General features: G+C 45.2%; 19 protein-coding genes and 1 pseudogene. 6 read left to right on the top strand and 14 right to left on the bottom strand.

The window, feature by feature from the left end:
* Positions 1-31 precede the first annotated feature (31 nt).
* The 5 genes from menC to AB6E54_RS00465 all read right to left on the bottom strand — a co-directional run bounded on the left by menC (position 32) and on the right by AB6E54_RS00465 (position 5,922).
* Positions 32-1,039, bottom strand: coding sequence for an o-succinylbenzoate synthase (gene menC / locus AB6E54_RS00485; protein ID WP_017060171.1), 1,008 nt, complete (start codon positions 1,037-1,039; stop codon positions 32-34).
* A gap of 75 nt (positions 1,040-1,114) precedes the next feature.
* On the bottom strand, positions 1,115-1,981 hold the full coding sequence (gene menB / locus AB6E54_RS00480; RefSeq protein ID WP_017064079.1) for a 1,4-dihydroxy-2-naphthoyl-CoA synthase: 867 nt from the start codon (positions 1,979-1,981) through the stop codon (positions 1,115-1,117).
* 105 nt (positions 1,982-2,086) lie between these two features.
* Complete coding sequence (gene menH, locus AB6E54_RS00475; RefSeq protein ID WP_102393523.1) at positions 2,087-2,884, bottom strand: 2-succinyl-6-hydroxy-2,4-cyclohexadiene-1-carboxylate synthase; 798 nt, start codon at positions 2,882-2,884, stop codon at positions 2,087-2,089.
* A gap of 9 nt (positions 2,885-2,893) precedes the next feature.
* Complete coding sequence (gene menD / locus AB6E54_RS00470) at positions 2,894-4,618, bottom strand: 2-succinyl-5-enolpyruvyl-6-hydroxy-3-cyclohexene-1-carboxylic-acid synthase (protein ID WP_372106560.1); 1,725 nt, start codon at positions 4,616-4,618, stop codon at positions 2,894-2,896.
* Positions 4,615-5,922 (bottom strand): isochorismate synthase MenF, encoded by a 1,308-nt coding sequence (locus AB6E54_RS00465; RefSeq protein WP_372106558.1) that lies wholly within the window; start codon positions 5,920-5,922, stop codon positions 4,615-4,617. Before AB6E54_RS00465 ends, menD begins: the two co-directional genes overlap by 4 nt.
* A 296-nt stretch (positions 5,923-6,218) precedes the next feature.
* On the opposite strand from AB6E54_RS00465, the gene AB6E54_RS00460 reads away from it, so the two are divergent.
* The 3 genes from AB6E54_RS00460 (at position 6,219) to AB6E54_RS00450 (ending at position 9,779) form a co-directional block, all read left to right on the top strand.
* Positions 6,219-7,451 (top strand): pyridoxal phosphate-dependent aminotransferase, encoded by a 1,233-nt coding sequence (locus AB6E54_RS00460; RefSeq protein WP_372106556.1) that lies wholly within the window; start codon positions 6,219-6,221, stop codon positions 7,449-7,451.
* Positions 7,452-7,795: 344 nt separating this feature from the next.
* Positions 7,796-8,380, top strand: a complete 585-nt coding sequence (yfbR, locus tag AB6E54_RS00455; protein WP_017060613.1) for a 5'-deoxynucleotidase — start codon at positions 7,796-7,798, stop codon at positions 8,378-8,380.
* Positions 8,381-8,435: 55 nt separating this feature from the next.
* Positions 8,436-9,779 carry an anti-phage deoxyguanosine triphosphatase gene (locus AB6E54_RS00450; protein WP_017060614.1) on the top strand — a complete coding sequence of 448 codons (1,344 nt, stop codon included), beginning with the start codon at positions 8,436-8,438 and terminating at the stop codon, positions 9,777-9,779.
* A 26-nt stretch (positions 9,780-9,805) separates the two neighbouring features.
* Here the strand turns inward: AB6E54_RS00450 and AB6E54_RS00445 are convergent, their stop codons facing one another.
* Entirely contained in the window at positions 9,806-10,405 is a 600-nt protein-coding gene (locus AB6E54_RS00445) for a tRNA-uridine aminocarboxypropyltransferase (RefSeq protein WP_017060615.1), read from the bottom strand.
* A gap of 9 nt (positions 10,406-10,414) precedes the next feature.
* Between AB6E54_RS00445 and rrtA the strand changes: the two genes are divergently transcribed.
* Complete coding sequence (gene rrtA, locus AB6E54_RS00440; RefSeq protein ID WP_017060616.1) at positions 10,415-10,963, top strand: rhombosortase; 549 nt, start codon at positions 10,415-10,417, stop codon at positions 10,961-10,963.
* Here rrtA and AB6E54_RS00435 read toward each other — a convergent pair.
* The 8 genes and pseudogenes from AB6E54_RS00435 to AB6E54_RS00400 all read right to left on the bottom strand — a co-directional run.
* A complete protein-coding gene (locus AB6E54_RS00435) occupies positions 10,954-11,253 on the bottom strand; it encodes a helix-hairpin-helix domain-containing protein (RefSeq protein ID WP_017060617.1) in 300 nt (99 codons plus the stop codon). The two genes, rrtA and AB6E54_RS00435, sit on opposite strands and share 10 nt — an antisense overlap.
* 224 nt (positions 11,254-11,477) lie before the next feature.
* Positions 11,478-13,343, bottom strand: a complete 1,866-nt coding sequence (gene ppiD / locus AB6E54_RS00430) for a peptidylprolyl isomerase (RefSeq protein ID WP_372106555.1) — start codon at positions 13,341-13,343, stop codon at positions 11,478-11,480.
* Between the two features lie 218 nt (positions 13,344-13,561).
* On the bottom strand, positions 13,562-13,855 hold the full coding sequence (locus AB6E54_RS00425) for an HU family DNA-binding protein (RefSeq protein ID WP_012604504.1): 294 nt from the start codon (positions 13,853-13,855) through the stop codon (positions 13,562-13,564).
* Positions 13,856-14,023: 168 nt separating this feature from the next.
* The gene (gene lon / locus AB6E54_RS00420) at positions 14,024-16,375 is read right to left on the bottom strand and encodes an endopeptidase La (protein WP_229647710.1); all 2,352 of its coding nucleotides are present in this window, start codon (positions 16,373-16,375) and stop codon (positions 14,024-14,026) included.
* A gap of 132 nt (positions 16,376-16,507) precedes the next feature.
* Positions 16,508-17,788: an ATP-dependent protease ATP-binding subunit ClpX gene (clpX, locus tag AB6E54_RS00415; protein WP_009847283.1), complete on the bottom strand. Its 1,281-nt coding sequence runs from the start codon at positions 17,786-17,788 to the stop codon at positions 16,508-16,510.
* Between the two features lie 81 nt (positions 17,789-17,869).
* The gene (clpP, locus tag AB6E54_RS00410; RefSeq protein ID WP_004736080.1) at positions 17,870-18,496 is read right to left on the bottom strand and encodes an ATP-dependent Clp endopeptidase proteolytic subunit ClpP; all 627 of its coding nucleotides are present in this window, start codon (positions 18,494-18,496) and stop codon (positions 17,870-17,872) included.
* Between the two features lie 105 nt (positions 18,497-18,601).
* Complete coding sequence (tig, locus tag AB6E54_RS00405; protein WP_017065881.1) at positions 18,602-19,900, bottom strand: trigger factor; 1,299 nt, start codon at positions 19,898-19,900, stop codon at positions 18,602-18,604.
* Between the two features lie 294 nt (positions 19,901-20,194).
* A pseudogene (locus AB6E54_RS00400) lies at positions 20,195-20,377 on the bottom strand (hypothetical protein); the annotation flags it as partial.
* A gap of 163 nt (positions 20,378-20,540) precedes the next feature.
* Between AB6E54_RS00400 and AB6E54_RS00395 the strand changes: the two are divergent.
* Positions 20,541-22,361 (top strand): ATP-binding protein, encoded by a 1,821-nt coding sequence (locus AB6E54_RS00395; protein WP_017060622.1) that lies wholly within the window; start codon positions 20,541-20,543, stop codon positions 22,359-22,361.
* Positions 22,362-22,390: 29 nt separating this feature from the next.
* Entirely contained in the window at positions 22,391-23,740 is a 1,350-nt protein-coding gene (locus tag AB6E54_RS00390; protein ID WP_065676670.1) for a sigma-54 dependent transcriptional regulator, read from the top strand.
* Positions 23,741-23,766 lie beyond the last annotated feature (26 nt).

The raw sequence follows: 23,766 nt of genomic DNA, 5'->3' as shown, positions 1-23,766 counted from the left end.
GCTAACTAAATAGCCATTCAAATAGCTCGGTCTAAGAAGACCAAATCAATTGTTGCTTTTCAAGCGTAGAGACAGGCAACTGACAGCCCGGCCAAGAAACCTCTAGCTGCTGCTTGAACAAGCCAATCGTATCCAACCCCGGCACTTCATTTGGCAAATATTGCTGCGCCAGACGAGCAATCTGAGTCAGACCTAGGCTCGACTCAATGCTTGAGCTCAATACAGGTTTCATTCCAAGCTTCTGTGCTCGCTCAATGATTGCCACGCAACGCTCGACAGAACCAATAAGAGTTGGCTTGATCACGACTGCTTTAACACCAGTAAGGTCGCTAAGATCAAATTCCGGGCTGCGCACCGCTTCTTGCAGTGTCTCGTCCCACGCAATCGCCACACCATGGTCAATGGCAAAGGCCAAACTGTCTTCTGGCTTTTGGCAAGGCTCTTCGATAAAGCTTATACGCTGGCGCATTGACGGCGAAATGTATTTAATGAATTGCTTCGCTTTCTCTGGCTTCCACGCACGGTTGGCATCAAGTCTTAGAGTCAAATCAGGGATCGACTCAAGGAATAAGCTAACCAACATGCCATCGCGAATCGCTTCGTAGAGGCCGACTTTCACTTTCGCGACCTTCTCGCCTACCATCTCATTCAATACAGGAATCAGTTCATCTGGATCGCCTGTACACAAAGGCGCCGCTTGGTAGTTACCTTGAGCGTTAAGATCGCCTCGCAATTCCATCATCGCCATTGAAAAGCCAAACGCGACAGAAGGATACAGCTCGTCGAAAGGCGTTTGAGGCTTATTGTGGCTCCAAAGCTCTAATTCGTGTTGAAGCTGAATGCCAGCTTGTTCGGCATCTTCTTGGCTAAAACCGGGCAAAGGCGCAACTTCGCCAAAACCAGTTTTACCATCACACTCAAGTTGGATGATATAGCCAACACGTTCGTTCAACTTATTGTCACGAAGAACCACACCACTATCCATAGGTAATTGATAACGGTAAAGTTTAGCGTGACGCTGAGAATTCACTGAGTTCATAAAGTTTCCTAAAAAACGGGGAACATCAAAACAAAACGAGCCGCTATTAGCGACTCATTTTGAAGAGGAGAAAGACTATGGATTACGCGGGAACTTGTCGAAGTCCGGTCGACGTTTCTCGTTGAATGCGTTGCGGCCTTCTTGGCCTTCCTCTGTCATGTAGAACATCATGGTTGCGTTACCAGCCAACTCTTGTAAGCCTGCTTGACCATCACAGTCAGCGTTCAGTGCCGCTTTCAAGCAACGCAGTGCCATTGGGCTGTGTTGAAGCACTTCACGACACCAACGAACTGTCTCTTTTTCTAGGTCAGCAACAGGAACAACGGTGTTTACAAGGCCCATGTCCAGTGCTTCTTGTGCATCGTAGAAGCGGCACAAGAACCAGATTTCACGTGCTTTCTTTTGACCAACGATACGAGCCATGTAAGAAGCACCCCAACCGCCATCGAAAGAACCCACTTTAGGACCCGTCTGACCGAACTGCGCGTTTTCAGCTGCAATAGTAAGGTCTGCCATCATGTGAAGTACATGACCGCCACCGACTGCCCAACCCGATACCGCTGCGATAACTGGTTTTGGACAAGTACGAATTTGACGTTGGAAATCAAGTACATTCAAGTGGTGCGTACCTGAGTCATCTTGGTAACCGCCGTAGTCACCACGGATACTTTGGTCACCACCAGAACAGAACGCCTTCTCACCAAGACCAGTCAAAATGATTACGCCAACTTTCTCGTCATAACGAGCATCAGCCAGTGCATTGATCATCTCTTTTACGGTTTGTGGACGGAACGCATTGTGCACTTGAGGGCGAGCAATCGTGATTTTCGCAATACCGTCATCAGACTTGTGGTATTGAATATCTTCATATTGACTGCTTTCATCGCGCCAGTTAACGGCTGCGTAAAGTTCTTCTTCTGTGATGCCTACTGTTTTAGCCATGATGATTCCCATTGTTCTATTAGAGAGCGCGACTAGCGTAGAGTCGCGACGGTGTTGCTCTGCTTTCTATAGCGCTTGATACGAGAGGTTCGCTCAGTCAGTTCATCAACGACTGGCGATACATTGGATGATCAGATTTGAAAACATCTCTGGTTGCTCAAAATGAACATTATGACCCGCGTAATCCACCTGACTATATTCAAAGCCACTATTCTCAGCTAGCTCCATGAATTTACGATCTTTTTCTCCACATACATAATGCAATAAATGCTCATGAGATTTCAATGTGGCACGTAAATCCGGTTGCTTAGCTAACGAAGTAGATAACAACATATTTGCTACGGATACTCCAAGGTTACCACTACGCTTTATGACCAAAGTTTGTCTTTGCTCATGATTTAGTGAAGAAAAGACGCTTTGTTGATACCAATCGTCTAAAACATCTTCAATCGACTGCTGTGCAAAGCGAACAGCCCATTGCGTATCGTGTACTAACCTTTGTGCTCTTTCTTCATCACATTCCAAGCCAAAGTTGCCACCTTCAATGATGACTTTCTCTAGGTTGAGTGCCTCAAAGCAAGGGCTTGTCACCCCATACATGGCAAGCCTTCCGCCCATAGAATACCCAATCACCACGATAGGATAATCGGCAGGAAGATCGTTGAGAGCCAGTTGGGATGTGATGCACTGGACAATTTTCTTACAGCAATGATCAAACCCTACCGGATCGATAAAGCGACTTTGTCCGTGTCCGGGTAAATCTATGCAAAGGAGAGGAAAATCCTCGAGGAATGGATGACATGCACTCCAATCATCCCCGCTTCCGAGTAAACCATGTAAGAAAACAAGCAAAGGTTTGTCAGAAGAATCTTGTACAGCTGGGTAATAATCGGAGTAAAGCATGTAAAGTCCTTAGGCTAATGCCTCGGTGAGCATTGAACTGAATTGTTTCAGCAAAGTAGACGCTTGTTCGGGAGGCGTCTTAACTTCCACGAGCAAGGTACCCTGACCCTGTTCGAAATGTTGTTCGATAATGGTTTGATAGCAATTCAAGGTTTCTGGCGCAGCGTATCCCAACTGGAATTGCGCAGCAGCGTGTTCAAAACTGAAACCATGAGGCATTTGATAAAGTGACTGTTTCTGCTGCTCTGGCACCGGCAATAAATCAAAGATCGCACCACCATCATTGTTGGTCACAACAATAACCATCGGCGTTAAATTATGAGTCAGCAGAGCCAGTGAGTTGAGATCGTAAAGCAAAGAAGTATCGCCAATCAACATCAATAAGGGGTTCTGGTTGGCTTTCACTACACCCGCAGCCGTCGCCACCAAGCCATCAATGCCCGATGCACCACGATTGCTGTAAACCCGATTCGCAGATATTGAAGACAGCATATCCACCAGCCTTACCATCAAGCTGTTTCCCACAAACAACTCTCTGTCTTTAAGTCTAGACGACAAGTCAACTGCAACACTCAACTCTGTCAGTTGGTCATTATTAGATATTTGTGCGAGTGCGAGTTGCTGAACGATATTAGCCACCTCGATTAAAGGCGTCGCCCAACCCGAGTGTTTGCACAACAACGTTGGCAGGTGTTGATCGGTTATCCATGACTCAATATTGGCAACAATATGAGTTTGAGGCAGATGGTCTTGATTTATACGGTGCGCATCAGGTGAAACCACGACATATTGCGTGCAATCGAACCAAGCCGCTTGTGACTTAACCCATTGGTTTAATCGCTTAGAAACAATGCGCTCACCAAACTGAAGAATGAAATCACACTGGTTGAGTTGCTCTTTGACTGAGTCACTCTGTAACCACAGATCATAATGCTTCCAATCACTGCTCACGCCCGATTGAGGATCACAGAAAATTGGCCAGCCCAAAGCCGAAGCAAACTGCTTGGCTTTAATTGCGGCTTCATTCTCGATAGAACCAATAATCACTGCGCCTTTACGAGCGACATAATCACTTGCTGAGACAGGCTGAGCGATTAAATGACTGGGCAAATAAGTGTTCGAGTAAAGGCAGGTTGAAGTTCTCCAAGCTGCCACGCTCTTTGTATAATCCGCATACATCTCAGCACTACTCTTAGAATAGAGCGGCTCTGGGAACGGACAGTTGATATGAATAGCCCCACCGACGCTGCGCTGTTTCGCCAGTGCGTTATCAACCGACGTCAAAAGCCAATTCAAAGAAACTTGTGTCGTTGGACTTGGAAGGTTTAGTGCCGTTTCAACGTGAGACGAAAAGATACCCTGCTGCTGAATCGCTTGATTGGCACCACAGTCGACTAAATCAATCGGTCGATCGGAGGTCAACAAGATTAGCTTTTCTCGCGTTAATCCAGATTCAGCGGTCGCTGGTAGAAGGTTAGCTACGGCAGTTCCAGAGGTAACAACCACCGCAACGGGTTTGTTGCTCGCTTTAGCTAAACCTAAAGCCAAGAAGCCAAGCCCGCGCTCATCAAAGTGCGTATGTAAGGTTAACTTGGAGTTGGCTTCAGCTTCGAGAGTTAGCGGCGTTGAGCGAGAGCCCGGAGCAACACAAACATGTTCAACGCCATTGCGTGCAAGCTCTTCAAGTAACGTGTGACACCAAACTCTATTTAATACGGCTTGGTCGTGATTCATGACGCGACACCCAATGGAGGGTGATCTGAAATTAAGCTAAGCAGAGTAGACATCTTCTTGTTCAGCTCTTGCCATTCATGTTCGGCAACCGATCCCGGCACGATCCCCGCGCCAGAAAACAGTTGTACTTGATCGTTTACAATCAAGGCGCTTCGAATCGCCACGCAGAATTCCGCTCGCTGATGACTGATATAGCCTACAGAGCCTGCATACCAACCTCGTGCAAACGGTTCGTGTTCAAGAATGAAATCCATCGCCTCTTTACGAGGTAAACCCGCCACCGCAGCAGTTGGCTGTAAGGCAGCAAGCAACTGCACACCATTAACGCCATTGTTGAGCTGAGCATGGATATTGCGCTTCAAATGCTGCACCTTACGCAAGCGCACTAGACGCGCATCCTTTTCAACATGGACCGTTTGAGAATGAGGAGTGAGACGCTCAATGATGTCGTCGACCACATACTGGTTCTCATTGAGGTTTTTGCTGTCTTGAGAAAGCCAGTTGGCCAGTTCCATATCCTCAGTAGCGTTCTCTCCGCGACCAATGGTTCCAGCAAGCGCCTCGGTATCAAGCTCCATACCATGTCGGCTATATAAGCGCTCTGGTGTCGAGCCAATGAAACTGTGTTTAGAATCCAGCACCAACATAAAGTGGAAACTGTGGTGATTTTGCAGATAGCTGGCTTTAAGTAATTGAGCTGCGCAGATAGGCGCATCGAGTTGCAGTGTGGTTTTACGTGCTAAAACGACTTTTTTGTACTCTTCATCGCTAATGCCTTGCAGCACTTTATCGACAAGGTTGCCCCACTGCTCTCTTTCTGGAACGTGATTGATCTGTTCAATATGGGCAGACAAAGGCGCCAATATCGCGGCTTCTACAGAAAGCTTATTCAAAGCATTAATAGAAGAAACGCGATCAGGGGACAAATTAACCGCCAGCGACCAAGTATTGTCAAAGCGGATCAATTCAACCTGAGGAAGGAAGAAAAACGACTCCATGCAGCGACGGTTCTTTGCGGTGTGCCCATCAAACGAGCGTCCACCCCAGATTCGTTGGTCTTCACCAAGAATAGCGTACGCGGGTGCAGGATCTGAAAACGTATGTAACTGTCCGAGCGCAACAACCTCTTCACGAGTGTCGCGTGACTGCCAGTAGAACTTAGGAAAGAGCGGTTGAGCATGAAGCCATTCTATAAATGCAAACGATGGTTTTTGCGTTAGAACTTCAACACAACGAACTTCGCTTGCTTGGGCATTTTGTACTCGCTCAATCAAAGCGGAGATAGTTTGCTGGAAATGTGACAAATCGACCTCGTTCACATCTAAATTATTATTATATTAGTTTGATACTTTATGGGCAGTACCCACTTAGATCAAGAATGTACTATATCTTTTCAACATTCCTGTGATTTTAAGCGATCCCGCCCCTTTATTCATCTTAGCCAATAACCAAGAAAGCGATTAATTAAAATTTAGAAAAGAGTGACAACAAAAAGCCTAAACGTGATACTGAAATGCGACATTCATCAGATTTTTATTCTATCAAACGCCATTTTGCGGTACTTTAATAAAGTATTTAAATTAATTTCAGGAAATCGGCAATGCAAAATATCGGGATGTCGTCAAAACTCAACAGCGTATGCTACGAAATCAGGGGGCCTGTACTCAAACATGCTAAGCGCATGGAAGAAGAAGGGCATAAAATACTGAAGCTTAATATTGGTAACCCCGCCCCATTTGGTTTTGACGCCCCTGATGAAATCCTTGTTGACGTAATCCGTAACCTACCGACATCTCAAGGTTACTGCGACTCAAAAGGCATCTATTCAGCCCGCAAAGCGGTTGTTCAGCACTACCAGAAAAAAGGCCTACGTAACCTTGATGTAGAAGACGTTTACATTGGTAACGGCGCATCAGAGCTTATCGTTATGTCTATGCAAGCGCTACTGGATAATGGTGATGAAATCTTAGTTCCCTCTCCGGATTACCCACTATGGACAGCGTCTGTTGCGCTTTCTGGTGGTACACCGGTTCACTACATGTGTGATGAAGATGCTGATTGGTATCCAGATTTAGACGACATGCGCGCGAAGATCTCACCAAAGACGCGCGGCATCGTTCTTATCAACCCGAACAACCCAACAGGCGCGGTATACAGCCGTGATTTCCTATTACAAGTGGTTGAGATTGCTCGTGAGCACGGTTTGATCATCTTCGCCGATGAAATCTACGACAAAGTACTTTACGACGGTGCGGTACACACTTCAGTGGCAACGCTTGCTGAAGACGTATTAATGGTCACGTTCAACGGCCTATCTAAAGCTTACCGTGTATGTGGTTTCCGTGGTGGTTGGATGTTCTTAACAGGCCCTAAACACCTAGCGAAAGGCTATGTAGAAGGGCTAGAAATGCTGGCCTCAATGCGTTTGTGTGCCAACGTTCCGATGCAACACGCTATCCAAACCGCACTCGGTGGCTATCAGAGTATCAATGAGCTGATTCTTCCAGGCGGTCGACTGCTTGAACAGCGTGACCGTGCATGGGAACTGATCAACAAGATCCCTGGCGTTTCTTGTGTGAAACCGAAAGGTGCAATGTACCTGTTCCCTAAAATCGACACCAACATGTACAACATCAAAGACGATCAGAAGTTTGTACTCGACTTCCTTAAGCAAGAGAAGGTGCTATTGGTTCAAGGTACGGGCTTCAATTGGCCGAAACCGGATCACTTCCGTATCGTGACTCTGCCGCACATCGAAGATCTAGAAATCGCAATTGGTCGTTTAGAGCGCTTCTTACAGACTTACAGCCAAGACGACCTCATCGAAGGTTAATGAGCACAAAGAAAGATGGCTACAATTTGCTGTTTTAAAAGACTTTAACTTGTATTCATTCACTTCTATGCTTAAAAGGCTCCTGTTTAGGAGCCTTTTTTGTATCCGCTGTCTCGTATCCCTGTGCAAACACAAGATACGAGTGGAGTATTGTTTATACCAATCACAGTAAGTAAGTGTTCAGAAATAGCGTAGGGAAAAAGCTTGAGAACAAGGCAGCTATTTTCGACAAGCAGCTTCGATAAGTAGTTATTCTACAATCAAAAATTCTAACATAGTTATCGAGTTTTTTAACAAGCTAGGATGACCAGTTATTTACTACGATTGGTACTATAAGGACATTTATGAAACAGAGCCATTTCTTTGCCCATCTCGCACGCATGAAGCTAATTCAACGCTGGCCCCTGATGCGTTCGGTATCAAGCGAGAACATTTCAGAACATAGCCTACAGGTTGCTTTCGTGGCACACGCCTTGGCACTGATCAAAAACAAGAAGTTTGATGGTCAGCTTAACCCCGAGCACATTGCTCTGCTTGGCATGTACCACGACACCAGTGAGGTACTGACGGGTGATTTGCCAACGCCAGTTAAATACTACAACCCGGATATTGCACAAGAGTATAAGAAGATAGAAGCCGCGGCAGAACAAAGACTGCTTTCGATGTTGCCAGAAGAGTTCAGAGACGACTTCGCCCCCTTCTTAATATCTGGTACTGCGAGTAAAGAAGAGCAAAGCATCGTCAAGCAGGCAGATACTATCTGTGCGTACCTGAAATGCTTGGAAGAGCTCAGTGCGGGCAATCATGAATACGAGCAAGCCAAGCGCCGATTGGAAGAGACACTCGAACAACGCAAAAGCCCAGAAATGGACTACTTTCTCACCACATTCGCACCGAGCTTTGAATTATCACTAGACGAGATAAGCTAGCTGGGTATAAGTTGTTTTTAATTAGCTAAATAAAATCAATTTGATAGGTGCTATTTTGAATTCTCAACTCGAACCACCCTTTGTACTCGAACAAGAATGGCAGCATCGAAATGACGATGAACATAAAATAAGACGGGATGACCACCGCAGCCCGTATCAGCGTGACCGTGCGCGCGTGCTTCACTCTGCTGCTTTCCGTCGCTTACAAGCGAAAACCCAGATCCATGGCACCACGGTCAACGACTTTCACCGAACGCGCCTTACCCACTCTCTTGAGGCCGCTCAGCTTGGCACCGGTATCGTCGCTCAACTGAAGAAAAAGCAGCCCGAATTTCGAGACCTATTACCCTCAGACAGTTTGATTGATTCACTGTGTTTGGCTCACGACATCGGTCACCCACCCTATGGACATGGCGGCGAAGTCGCACTCAACTACATGATGCGCGACCACGGCGGCTTTGAGGGCAACGCTCAAACGTTTCGCATAGTCACACAGCTAGAACCTTACACTGAACATCACGGGATGAACCTATCTCGACGCACTTTGTTAGGTCTAATTAAGTACCCTTCTCTGCTGAGTGAGGTTCAAGCTAAATTGCAGTCTGAACCCGTTAAGCATCAACGACAACTCCGAGCTAAAGATTGGATGCCAGCAAAAGGCATCTACGATCATGATGAAGAGTTGTTTAACTGGGTGCTTGAACCGCTTTCAAGCAGCGACCAACAGCTCCTAAAACAGAAAAGAAAAACGCATACCGAGCCACTTGAGCACAACAAGACCAAATATAAGTCACTGGATTGTTCGATCATGGAACTTGCTGACGACATCGCGTATGGCGTGCACGATTTAGAAGATGCGATTGTGCTTGGCTCTGTGACCAAAGCTCAGTGGGTCGAATCGGCTTACCCTCAACTGAAAGAGATGGCCGACCCATGGATTTGTGAACACCTAGATTCAATTACAGAGATGCTTTTCTCTGGTGAACAGTATCGTCGAAAGGATGCGATTGGTGGGATAGTCAACGCACTGTTGACCAGTATCTCGATTAAGCGAGTGGAGGCTAACTTTGAGAATGTACTGTTGGCTTACAATGCGGTGCTCGAGCCGAGCATGGACGGCACACTCGATAAGCTGAAACACTTTGTCAGCGAGTTCGTTATTCAAGTGCCACAGGTTCAGGTCATCGAATACAAAGGTCAACAGATCATCATGGATATGTTTGAAGCATTCAGCGCAGATCCTGAACGCTTGCTGCCACTGCCCATCAAGAAGCAATGGCTACAACATCAAGATGAGTCTCGAAAAATGCGCGTGATAGCCGATTACATTTCATCGATGACTGATGATCTTGCGCAGAAAATGCATCAGCAACTGTTCTCAGCTCATACCGAGTTTTAATTCCTGACTCACTTTACTAAAACGGCTTAATCTAAGTAGTTTTTCTCAAACACGCCCGGCGGCATTTGATTGATTTGAAACTGAATCATTTGGTCAAATGCCGTTAGCAAAGGGCTAAAGTCGCCATCACGCTCTAACAAGCTAAGTAAATGATAGCCAGCTTCAACGGTTGAAAGGCTATTTTCACTGGGTGCTTTGCGAATTCGGTAATTACCCTTGAGATCTTTAGGTAAATGAACCGTGTTCAACGCATGCAAGTTACTCGATACTTGCCACATCTTGAATGCTTTCTTCCACGTGCCATCCAATAAAATCACACGCAGCTTCTTATTGGGAGATGTCGCCGACTCAACTGAAACAGAGTTTTCGCTTGGGTATAAAATCACATGTTGATACTGTTCATCGCACAACAATGCGTTGAGTTGTTCGTTGTCTGAAAAGTCTTCGCCAACAAACGTCACGCTGTTATTAAGAGATAACGAGAGAATACGCGCTGTTCCCATCGGACGATGCTCTTCTGATGGGTGCTGAAGAATGATAAGCTCAACATTCGATTCGAGTGGTGTAACCCACTGACAAATACAAGCTTTCAAAGCCTTGCTGCATTGGGGGCAATAACGAGACATGGATTTAATGTGTACCCTGTTTTAATTTTCATTTCACTTTTATGCGTCTTATTCCAATTTGAGCCAATACAAGCTTGGGTCGTTTGGGATAGCAATGCGATTGCCGATGGGCAATGGTGGCGAATCCTAACAGGAAACTTTTCACATACCAACTACTCGCATCTTCTGATGAATCTAGCAGGCTTGTGGATCATCAGCTACCTGTTTCAACCGAGTAAAAAACAGCTTGTTGTTGCTTTGCTTGTGATCAGTTTAGTGACTGGCGTCGCTCTGTTGTTTTCAAGTATTCAGATCTACGTTGGCCTATCGGGCACTTTGCATGGGTTGTTTGGCTTATTCGCGCTCAGAGAGGCTTTAAACGGCAGGAAGTCTAGTTGGCTGTTAGTATTCGGATTAGTCGCTAAAATCGCTTGGGAGCAGCTTATTGGCCCTTCTAGCACGACTGGTGAACTGATTAATGCTCGTATCGCGATTGAAGCCCACCTAGCAGGTGCATTGGCCGGAGGCTTCATATCTATCGCTTCATTTCTAACAAGTAGAAAAACGGGTCAAAGTTGAATTCTTTCGCGGTTCTTTTCAACCGTCGCTTCACCTATCCCTTTGACACTCACCAAATCATCAGCAGTAGTAAATGCCCCGTTCTGATCTCTGTAATCGACGATTTCTTTGGCTTTCTTGTCACCCACGCCAACCAATAGTGCTGAAAGTTCTTCTGCCGTCGCGGTATTGATGTTGACCGTAATCTCAATGCCTTCGTAAAGCTCAGCCTTGGTTGGGCTGTCTGCAAACACGGCAGGGCTTAAGAGCATCAGAAATGAAAGAATTAGTGTTGAATATATCGTGCGCATAAATAGTTCCTTTGTTCAAAAAACGTAACTTATGCATTTGCCGCGCTAGATAACACAATCACTAGATAAAAATAAAGCGGATCACCTAAGTGACCCGCTTCGTTATACATCTTATTTTCATCAGCTTGTTTGTTGGCTCACAAATCTGAATTAAAGCCTAACAATCACGTATTGATTTCAGTAGTAAGCTCTAACTTGAGCTTGCTACTGAGGTAATCAAACGCTTACTGACCTTGACCCACTACGTAGTATTCAACGTCTGCGTTTTTACGAAGTACGTTTAATACGTTAGTCAGGTCTTGCTGGTTACCAACTCGCTCCAACTGTGCACCAATTTGAGTGCTGTAGGCTGGGTTGATCTCAGCCGTTACTTTAGAAAGCTCAACAACAACGATATTACCGTCTTGGTCTTTAGATTGACCGAACACAGCTTGACCTGCTTCTGGTTTCGCTAGAGCGAATACAGATGCCGCTAATGGCGAGTTACGGTCAATCGTTTCAAGTTCAGTGAACTCAAGGTTGTTGTCCGCTAGTACTGCTTCATTGCCTTGCTCAAGTTCGTTCACTAGAGAAACACCTAGCTCAACCGCTTGCTGCTCTGCTTGTACAGCAGACAGTGCAGCGACAACTTGATCTTTCACTTCAGCTAGAGGAAGAACTGTCTCATCACGAGTCTCTTCTACACGAACAACAATTACGTGCTCAGGTGCAACTTCGATAACTTCCGAGTTTAGACCGTCTTCTTTCACTTCAGGGCTCAAGATAGCTTGCATAACTGCAGGCGTCATCAGAACTTCTGGAGCGTCAACTTGAGAGATGAAATCTGTCGTTGTGATCTTCGCGTTGATAGCTTCTGCAGAATCATCTAGAGAATCTGGGAATTCAAACGCTACTTTTTCTAGCTCAGTTTGTTGCTCGTAGAACTGATCAACTGCGTGTTGGTCTAGAAGCTCTGTCTTAATCTCTGCCGCTACTTCAGTGTAAGGCTGAGCTTGAGACGCTTTTAGTTCGTCTAGCTTGATGATGTGGTAGCCGAAATCAGATTTAACTAGGCCAGTCGTATCACCAATATTCTCAAGAGCGAAAGCCGCATCTTCGAATGCTGGGTCCATAACGTCGCGTTCAATCCAACCTAAATCACCACCAACATCTGCACTACCGAAGTCGTCAGATTTCTCTTCCGCTAGCGTAGCAAAATCAGCGCCTGCATTTAGCTCGTCTAGGATTGCCTGAGCTTTCGCTTCGTCATCGCCTTGAACTAGGATGTGGCTAACTTTACGTTGCTCTTCCGTTGAGTACTTGTCTAGGTGCTCTTGGTAGTATTTCTGTGCTTCTTCATCGCTTACTTCAAGCTGAGACTTAAGCGCTTCAGCAGAAAGCTCAATGTAAGATACCTTAGCTTGCTCTGGACGAGTGTAAGCTGTTGGGTTCTCTTGGTAGTACTGTTCGATTTGCTCGTCAGTTAACTCGATGTCTTTTGCAAGGTCAGCAACAGACAGTGTCACTGTGCGAATGTCACGAGTTTGTGCGATAAGCTTGCTCTGAGTATCGATTTCGCCCTGAAGAACGAATTCACTGCCTTGAAGTGCAGTCACAAGCTGGTTGCGCATTAGGTCACGACGCATGTATTCAGCGAAGCTCTCTGCGCTGAAACCTGCACGACGTAGTGCCGATTGGTAAACTTCTTGGTCGAATTGACCCGCCGTTTGGAACTGAGGCATTTCTAGAATCATGGTGCGGATTTGAGAATCACTGATTCGTAGGCCTAGAGACTCAGCTTGCTGCTCAAGCAGTACGTCATTGATCATGCGATCAAGTACTGATTTACGGAAAGACTCTACGTAAGCAGGGTCTGCAAGCATTTGCGCGAAGTAATCGCCAAGTTGAGACTGCATACGATTACGTTCGTTTTGGTAAGCCTGTTCGAACTCACCACGAGCAATTTCTGTGTTGCCAACTTTAGCTGCTGCGTTGTTACCGCCACCGGTGATGTAGCTGCCTACACCTGCGAATACGAATGACAGGATAATCAACCCAAGGATAATTTTTACCGCGATGCTATTCACGCCTTCGCGTAATCGATCCATCATAATTTAAGTGCTCTCCGGATATGAAGCATTGGCTTCAAAATAAAAATCTATTCACGCGATATTATCAGAAAAAGAAATGCGCATCAGTAGGATGCGCATAATTTAAATAAGTTCAATGTGCTTTGTACACATACTGTTTAAGAATGAAACATCATTTTTCAAACAGTAAACGCATTTTACTGCCTTCCCCTCTTAAATGGAGGTTTCAGCAGTGAAAATTAGTTACATGCGTCTTTAAGTGCTTTACCCGCTTTGAAGCCAGGTACTTTAGCTTCTGCGATTTGGATCTCTTCACCAGTTTTTGGGTTACGACCTGTACGAGCAGCACGAGTACGAACACTGAAAGTACCAAAGCCAACAAGTGCAACTTGGTCACCAGATTGTAGCGTTGTGCCAACTGCTTCGATGAATGCGTCTAGAGCGCGGCCAGCTGAAGCTTTAGAGATGTCTGCGTTTTCTGCGATTGATTCTACTAGTTGTGTTTTATTCACTGTTTTTCCCCTATGTGTCATCTGTGACTACTTCTGATGACTGTACGTTCCATTTTGGTTTTAATTTAGCCGCAAGCCTTATTGCAAAAGGGCTGCCGCTTTGTTCAATAACTTAGCGTCCAAAAAAAACGCTGACAAGCCTTTTCGGGCCTATCAGCGTAATTCTTTACTTATTTTTGCTATGCATCACTATTTTTTCACGTCAAACTCGACCCCTGACGGATCTCGTTCTAGCGCGACTTTGAGTACTTCTTCAATCCACTGAACCGGGATCACCTTCAAGTCAGCGATTACGTTGTCTGGAATCTCTTCCAAATCACGCTCATTGTCTTTAGGGATCAGTACAGTTTTGATGCCGCCACGGTGTGCAGCAAGCAGTTTTTCTTTCAAGCCACCGATAGGTAAAACTTCACCACGAAGGGTAATTTCACCTGTCATACCGACCTCTGCTTTAACCGGGTTACCCGTCAAGCTAGAGACAAGTGCAGTACACATTGCGATACCCGCACTCGGGCCATCTTTCGGTGTAGCACCTTCTGGTACGTGAACGTGAATGTCACGTTTTTCGTAGAAATCTGAGTTGATACCCAGTTTTTCAGCACGAGAACGAACCACTGTCATTGCCGCTTGAATCGACTCTTTCATCACGTCGCCAAGTGAGCCAGTTTGCGTTAGCTTACCTTTGCCCGGCATTGCTTCGGTCTCGATAGTCAGTAGATCACCACCCACTTGAGTCCACGCTAGGCCTGTTACTTGACCGATACGGTTGCTTTCATCCGCTTTACCGAAGTCGTGGCGTTGAACACCTAAGTACTCTTTCAGGTTATCAATGTTAACCGTTACAGACTTAAGATCGCTGTCTAGCAAGATGTTCTTCACTGCTTTACGACAGATCTTTGAGATTTCACGCTCTAGGCTACGTACACCCGCTTCACGCGTGTAGTAACGAATGATGCCGATGATTGCAGAGTCTTCAATCTCAATTTCATGAGGCTTAAGACCGTTGCGTTGAACTTGCTTGTCCAGTAAATGGCTCTTAGCAATGTTCAGCTTCTCATCTTCTGTGTAACCAGATAGACGAATCACTTCCATACGGTCCAGTAGAGGCCCAGGAATGTCCATCGAGTTCGATGTTGCCACGAACATAACATCTGACAGATCGTAATCTACTTCTAGGTAGTGATCGTTAAATGCGTTGTTTTGTTCTGGATCTAGAACTTCTAGAAGTGCTGAAGATGGGTCGCCACGCATATCAGAAGACATCTTATCGATCTCATCTAATAGGAACAGTGGGTTCTTAACACCAACTTTAGACATCTTCTGGATCAGTTTACCCGGAAGTGAACCGATGTACGTACGACGGTGACCACGAATCTCAGCTTCATCACGAACGCCACCAAGTGCCATACGCGTGTACTTACGACCCGTTGCCGCAGCAATCGAACGACCTAGCGAGGTTTTACCTACACCAGGAGGACCAACAAGACAAAGGATTGGGCCTTTTAGCTTGTTGATACGGTTTTGTACTGCCAAGTATTCAAGAATACGTTCTTTAACACGCTCTAAGCCGTAGTGGTCTTCGTTTAAGATCTCTTCCGCTTTCGCTAGATTCTTTTTCACTTTTGAACGCTTAGCCCAAGGAACGCCCACCATCCAATCAATGTAGCTACGTACTACTGTTGCTTCAGCAGACATTGGCGACATCATTTTCAGTTTTTGCAGTTCTTGCTCGGTTTTTTCACGAGCTTCTTGAGGCATCTTAGAGTCTTCGATCTTCTTCTTCAGAGTCTCGAATTCATCAGGAGCGTCGTCCATCTCGCCAAGTTCTTTCTGAATCGCTTTCATTTGCTCATTCAGGTAGTACTCACGCTGAGATTTTTCCATTTGCTTCTTAACGCGGCCACGAATGCGTTTTTCAACTTGCAAGATGTCAATTTCTGACTCCATTTGGCCCATCAAGAATTCCAGACGTTCAGTCACATCTAAGATTTCTAGAACGTGCTGCTTGTCTACCAGTTTAAGTGGCATGTGTGCAGCAATCGTATCAGCAAGGCGAGCTGCCTCATCAATACCGTTCAGAGATGTTAGAACTTCTGGTGGAATCTTTTTGTTCAGCTTAATAAAGCCTTCGAATTGATTGATCGCGCTGCGAACAACCACTTCTTGTTCTTTTTCGTCAAGTTCTGAGGTTACAACGTATTCTGCGTCCGCTAAGAAAAACTCACTTTCTTTGAATTGGTGAATTTTTGCACGCTGCTGACCTTCGACAAGCACTTTAACAGTACCATCAGGGAGCTTTAGTAACTGAAGAATGGTAGCGACAGTTCCTACTTTAAATAGGTCGTCAATTGAAGGCTCATCAGTGTCCGCTTCTTTCTGCGCTACAAGTAGTACTTGTTTGTTAGCTTCCATTGCCGATTCAAGGCAAGTAATCGATTTTTCACGACCAACAAACAATGGAATAACCATGTGTGGGTAAACCACTACATCACGTAGAGGTAGCACGGGGATTTCGATACGCTCGGAACGTTCCAAGTTCATATATTTCTCTCTTCCGCTTTAACTTATAAAGCAGTATATGGGGCTTAAACGACTGGATTCAATGGAAGAATAAAAAAAAGGAGGTAATTGCTTACCTCCTTTTTCAATTTGAGTGACTTGTCTAAAAAAGACCTACTCTGCAACAGCTGCTTGGTTATCTGAGTTGCTGTAAATTAATAGTGGTTCTGACTCACCATTAATTACCGACTCATCAATCACAACCTTGCTTACATCAGTTGAAGATGGCAGTTCGTACATAGTTTCTAGTAGAACACCCTCCAAGATAGAACGTAGACCACGAGCACCTGTTTTACGGTTCATTGCTTTCTTAGCAATGGCACGTAAAGCATCTTCACGGAATTCTAACTCTGTATCCTCAAGCTCAAATAATGCTGCGTACTGTTTTGTAAGTGCATTCTTTGGCTCACATAGGATTTGGATTAGCGCTTCTTCATCAAGCTCTGTCAGTGTTGTTGTCACAGGTAGACGACCAATGAATTCTGGAATCAGACCATATTTCACTAGATCTTCAGGTTCTACTTGAGTGAACAATTCACCGATAGTTTTGGTTTCATCTTTTGAACGCACTTCTGCGCCAAAGCCGATACCTGAACCTGTTTCTACACGCTGTTCAATCACTTTATCTAGGCCTGCAAACGCACCACCACAGATAAATAAGATCTTAGACGTGTCCACTTGCAAGAACTCTTGCTGTGGATGCTTACGACCACCTTGAGGTGGAACTGAAGCTACTGTACCTTCAACAAGTTTTAGTAGAGCTTGCTGTACACCTTCACCAGACACGTCACGCGTGATTGATGGGTTTTCAGCTTTACGAGAAATCTTGTCGATTTCATCGATGTAAACAATGCCGCGTTCCGCTTTCGCTACGTCGTAATCACATTTCTGAAGCAACTTCTGGATGATGTTTTCAACATCTTCGCCCACGTAACCCGCTTCGGTTAGTGTTGTTGCGTCTGCCATTGTGAAAGGAACGTCTAGGAAACGAGCCAATGTTTCAGCCAGTAGTGTTTTACCACTACCAGTAGGACCGATAAGAAGAATGTTACTCTTACCTAGCTCTACGCCTTCAGCTGTCGTATCACCATTACGTAAACGCTTGTAGTGGTTATAAACTGCAACTGCTAGCACTTTCTTCGCGTATTCTTGACCGATTACATAGTCGTCAAGATGCTCACGAATCTCACGCGGCGTTGGCAGCGATTCCGATTCTTTCTTAGGAAGAACATCTTTAATTTCTTCACGAATAATGTCGTTACAAAGATCGACACATTCATCACAAATGTAAACAGAAGGACCTGCGATTAACTTGCGAACTTCGTGTTGGCTTTTGCCACAGAAAGAGCAGTAAAGCAGTTTACCGCTACCACCCTCTTTGCTTTTATCTGTCATTCGCTAACCTCTTAGCCTTAACTCTCTATGCTTGAGTGTATATCAATTTGAATCACTTTGCGTTAAACAATTGCCCTGCAATTATTGACCGCGGTGATTAAGAACTGAATCCACCAAGCCGTATTCTACTGCTTGATCAGCAGACATGAAGTTATCACGATCTGTATCGCGCTCAACAACTTCTAGAGGCTGACCTGTGTGCTCTGCCAATAGTTTGTTTAGCTTTTGTTTGATCGTTAGGATCTCTTGCGCGTGAATTTGAATATCAGACGCTTGGCCTTGGAAACCGCCAAGTGGCTGGTGAATCATTACACGTGAGTTTGGAAGCACGTGACGCTTACCAGGAGTACCACCCGCTAGTAAGAATGCACCCATAGAGCAAGCTTGACCCATACATACTGTGCTCACGTTTGGCTTGATGAACTGCATTGTGTCGTAGATAGACATGCCTGCTGTTACGCTACCGCCAGGTGAGTTGATGTAAAGATAGATATCTTTGTCTGGGTTTTCTGATTCCAAGAAAAGCAGTTGAGCCACGACAAGATTTGCCATGTGGTCTTCCACTTGACCTGTTAAGAAAATGATACGTTCTTTTAATAGACGAGAATAAATATCGTAAGAACGTTCACCACGGGAAGTCTGTTCAACCACCATAGGAACTAGTGCGTCCATAATCGATGGCATTGTATTTTTTTCTTGGTAGCTCATATTCTTATGTCCCTAAAATAAATGGCCCGAATGATTAAATCATACGGACCATTGTTAGCAGAATTGTTGACCGTACGTCAACCTTCTACGTCAGATATTACTATATTAAGCAGGTTGCTGATTCATTAGCTCGTTGAAGCTAACTTCTTTATCAGAAACTTGAGCTTTAGCGATGATTGCATCAATAGCTTGCTCTTCTAGAGCAACATTGCGCATGTTGTTCATCATTTGCTCGTTTTGCTCGTAGTAAGCAATAACTTCTGTTGGATCTTCGTATGCTGTAGCCATCTCTTCGATGATAGCTTTAACTTTCTCGTCGTCAGCTTTTAGTTCTTCAGTCTTGATTACTTCACCAAGTAGAAGACCTACAACTACGCGACGTTTAGCTTGCTCTTCGAACAGCTCACGTGGAAGTTGGTCAGCAGCTTCAGTGTTGCCACCGAAACGTTGAGCAGCTTGTTGACGTAGAACACCGATCTCTTGATCGATTAGAGCAGAAGGTACGTCGATGTTGTTTTCGTTAACTAGACCGTCGATAGCTTGCTCTTTGATGCGGTTCTTAACAGCTTGCTTAAGCTCACGCTCCATGTTCTTACGAACTTCAGCTTTAAGACCTTCAACGCCGTCAGTTGCGCCGAACTTAGCAACGAATTCTTCGTTTAGTTCTGGAAGTTCACGAGCTTCAACTTTGTTCAGCTTGATAGAGAACTTAGCTGCTTTACCTTTTAGGTTTTCAGCGTGGTAATCTTCTGGGAAGTTTACGTCGATTTCGAATTCCATACCTGCTGTTTTACCAACGATACCGTCTTCGAAGCCAGGGATCATGCGACCAGCGCCCATCTCTAGTGGGAAGTTCTCAGCTTTGCCGCCTTCAAACTCTTCACCGTCGATAGAACCAACGAAGTCGATAGTTGCACGAGAACCAGCGTCAGCAGCAGCTTCAACTTCAGTCCAAGTTGCTTGTTGCTTACGTAGAGTTTCGATCATCTCTTCAACGTCAGCTTCTTTAACTTCTACTGCTGGTTTCTCAACAGTGATGTTTTCTAGACCTTTCAGCTCAACTTCTGGGTAAACTTCAAAAGTTGCGTTGAATACTAGGTCAGCGCCTTCGTTGTTTTCAACTGGTGCGAAAGTAGGTGCGCCAGCTGGGTTGATTTTCTCTTTAACGATCGCTTCGATGAAGTGACGTTGCATTACTTCGCCCATCACGTCTTGACGTACTGCTTTGCCGTACATTTTAGCAACCATCTTCATTGGCACTTTGCCTTTACGGAAACCATCGAAACGACGGTTTTTCGCGATGTTGCGTAGTTCAGCTGTAACTGCATCTTCGATGTTAGCAGCAGGAACAGTAATATTAAGACGGCGCTCTAGGCCTTCTAGCGTTTCAACAGTAACTTGCATTATATAAACCTCAAAACTGGCTCAGTAATCTGAGCATATGAGCCGTAACTTAGCTTTAATTCAAAAGCAGACGTTGTTGGCTGCATCCTTGTGTAGTGCTCTATCCGAACACCTAATTTAAAATCGAGCATTGATGTCTGAATTGATTATTCAACCAAACACCAGACTAATCAGCGATATCTTCGTTCTTCACACGTCGATTAAAACGCAATAAAGCTTGTTTTCAGAAACAAGAAAGGTATCTCCGATTAGCCTCAGGACAGAAATTTTAGACGCGACATTCTAGCGATCTGTTTAATCTCTGTCGAGCCGTTCACCTCTGCATGATGATGAATGCTCTAAATTCGTCCAACTAAGTGATACAAAAACGATCAAATCATCACTTAGCACAACAGAAATGGGGACAATAGCGACTTTTTCAAGGGAATCGAGGGCTTTTTTTGCTAAAAACCTTAAAAAGAGATCTTGCTCTTGTTTTACCCCTCAGAGTCGATAACTTTTTCAACAATCCCCGTTACAAACCCTTAACCTACATCCATCTGTTCACTCTCTGCTTTCAGCAAAAACTACCGCTATTTGCTACCATAAACGAGAGAAGACAGGCTTGATTGTTTACCAAAGAAATCAGCGGAGAGCCTTCATGTTTCAAGCTTTTAAAATCCCAATACTGTTAATGGTCACATACAGTTTACTGATGGTGTTTGGCGGTCATTGGGTGTGGAGCACGAGCCATGAAAGTTTGTTAAATGATCATCAATCTAAGCTGGACCGCTTTTCTGTTCATATTTCAAGCCAATTGGATAAGTTCGCGCACATTCCCGAGCTGCTTTCAAAAGACAAAGAGCTGGTCGATGCCCTGCACTCTCCAAGTAACTCTGCGCAAATCGAACTCACTAATCGTTATCTAGAGCACGTAAACTCGGTGATTCAAGCATCCGACACCTACCTACTAGACAGTATCGGCACCACCATTGCAGCCAGTAACTGGAATCAACCGCGTTCTTTTATTCGTCGTAACTTTGCTTTCCGCCCCTACTTTCAAGAAGCGATTATTGGCAATGAAAATCAATATTTTGCGCTAGGTTCAACCTCTGGAAAGCGAGGCTATTATTATTCTTACCCCGTCTCCTATGCCGCCGAGATTATTGGCGTCATTGTCGTAAAGATGGATTTATCGCTGATTGAAGCAAGTTGGAAAGGCAAACAGAGTTTTTTTGTTGCTGACGATAAAGATCAAATTGTATTTATGTCGAGTAACCCTGAGTGGCTGTTCAAAAGCCTTCAGCCGCTAAGCGAAGTACAACACACTCGAATTCAAGAAAGCAGGCAGTATCTCGATACAAAAATAGAAAGCCTGCACTTCTCCGGCGATTTAGACAGTGCCACCAGTCGTATTGAGTCGCCACACAAACTCGTCCAAGAGCAGTTCTTTAGTTCTTCGCGTTTCCTAGCCGAACCAAGACTCACCATACGGGTATTTTCTCCAACCCACTTAGTTTGGTGGGACTTGGTTGCTTACCTTGTTGTTTTGAGCCTAATCTTTGCGATTATTTATCTAACAATGCAGCTCAACCACCATAGACAACAAAGACGAGCACAGATAGACAGGCTGCAATCCGAAGCCAAGCAAAAACTCGAATTTCAAGTGCTTGAACGTACATCGGAGTTACATGTTGAGATCAAACACCGTATCGAAACCGAGCATGTTCTGAGGCAAACCCAAGACGAGCTCATCCAAGCCGCCAAACTAGCAGTGCTAGGGCAGATGTCAGCGAGCATCAGTCACGAACTGAATAACCCGCTTGCCGCGATTCGCAGTTATGCCGACAACGGCCGATTGTTTCTTGCCAAAGAAAAAACCGATCGTGTCGATGACAATCTATCGCGAATCTCGGCACTCACTGATCGTATGGCGAAAATCAGCCACCAGCTTCGCTCGTTCGCCAAAAAATCTACTGCGGAAGAGCTACACACCTTACAAATACTCCCAGTTTTACATTCATCGAAAGAGCTGATGAAGCCACAACTCAAGAGCGAGCGAGTTAAGGTCAACGAACTCCCTGAGACCTTTGATGCTTGCGTGCTCGCCAACGCCATTCAACTGGAACAGGTGATCATTAACCTGCTGACCAACGCGATTCAGGCGGTGGAACAACAAGATGACAAACAATTAGCTATTCTGTTAGAGATTAGAGAGTCCGACCATCAACAAGCCAATACCTTGCTAATTCATGTCGATGATAACGGCCCCGGCTTCACCTCCCCTTCTAGCGGAAACTTTTTTGAACCCTTCCATACCACCAAGAAAAACGGACTTGGACTTGGGCTATCGATTTCTCAACAAATAATCAACGGAATAAATGGCAAGCTCGTTACCGGTAGTAGCCCTCAAGGCGGTGCTCGAATCAGCATAGAGTTGCCCCTTGTTGGACATGAACAGCAAACAAAAACTCAGCAATAACCAGAATACAAAGAAGTAAAGGAATCACTATGTGTCACGTCTATTTCATTGATGATGAATCCGATCTAAGAATGGCGATTGAACAGAGCTTCGAGCTCGCCGACATTGATGCCGAATTCTTTCCCGATGCGGAGTCTGCTCTGCTCGCGATTCAAGAAAACGGCTTACCTCACGTGATCATCACTGATATCTGTTTACCGGGTCTATCCGGGCATGATCTGCTCAACACCGTAATGCACAAAGACAAAGAGATCCCTGTGATCATGATTACTGGTCACGGCGATATTTCAATGGCCGTTCAAGCCATCCAATACGGCGCCTATGACTTCATTGAAAAACCTTTCGCTAATGAACGCCTAGTCGAAACCACTAAGCGAGCGATAGAAAAACGTCAGCTCACCCTCGAGAACCTTGAGTTAAAACGTTCACTTAAAGCCAGCCAAGCACTTGGTCCAAGGATCATTGGTGACACGCAATCAATGACGGAGCTGCGGTCTATCATCACTCACGTTGCCGATACCAATGCCGACATATTGCTATTTGGCGAAACAGGCACTGGCAAAGAATTAGTTGCACGCTCTCTGCATGAACAAAGCAGCAGGCGAGAACAAAACTTCGTCGCAGTCAACTGCGGCGCAGTACCTGAAAATCTGATTGAGAGTGAACTGTATGGCCATGAGAAAGGGGCATTCACTGGCGCAGAAAGCAAACGTGTCGGTAAATTTGAATTTGCTCAGGGCGGAACTCTATTCTTAGATGAAATTGAGTCCATGCCAATGCAGGCACAAATTCGCCTGTTGCGCGTCTTGCAAGAACGCGTCATCGAAAGGGTTGGGTCTAATGGTTTAGTCCCTCTAGACATTCGAGTGATTGCGGCAACTAAAGTCGACCTAAAGAAAGCCGCTGAAGAAGGCACTTTCCGCCAAGACCTCTATTATCGACTCAATGTTGTGACCTTAGATTTACCGCCGTTAAGAAGCCGACAAGAAGATATCCCAGCACTCTTCCACCACTTCCTACTGGTCGCTGCGGCGCGTTATGGCAAGACTGCCCCTGCCCTTCCACAAAAGGAGCTGCACGCACTTTTGGCTCATGATTGGCCGGGAAATGTTCGAGAATTACGTAATACTGCAGAGCGTTTTGTACTTTTAGGTAAGCTTTCTCACTTATCAGACAGCGCCACTGAAACTACTCAAGAACTGTCTTTGGCAGAATTGGTATCTGACTTTGAAAAAAATACGTTGAAGCAGGCACTTATTGAATGCAATGGCAGTATAAAAGAGACCATGGAGAGGCTGCAATTACCGAGGAAAACCCTCTACGATAAGATGCAAAAGCACCAGCTAACGAAAGAATCTTATAAGGTAGAACCAAACTAAATTAGATTTGGGAGCAAGATCACCTA

Source organism: Vibrio sp. 10N.247.311.49, assembly GCF_041467655.1.
Classification (GTDB): Bacteria; Pseudomonadota; Gammaproteobacteria; order Enterobacterales; family Vibrionaceae; genus Vibrio; species Vibrio crassostreae_C.
This window is presented reverse-complemented; position numbering and strand designations above follow the sequence as displayed.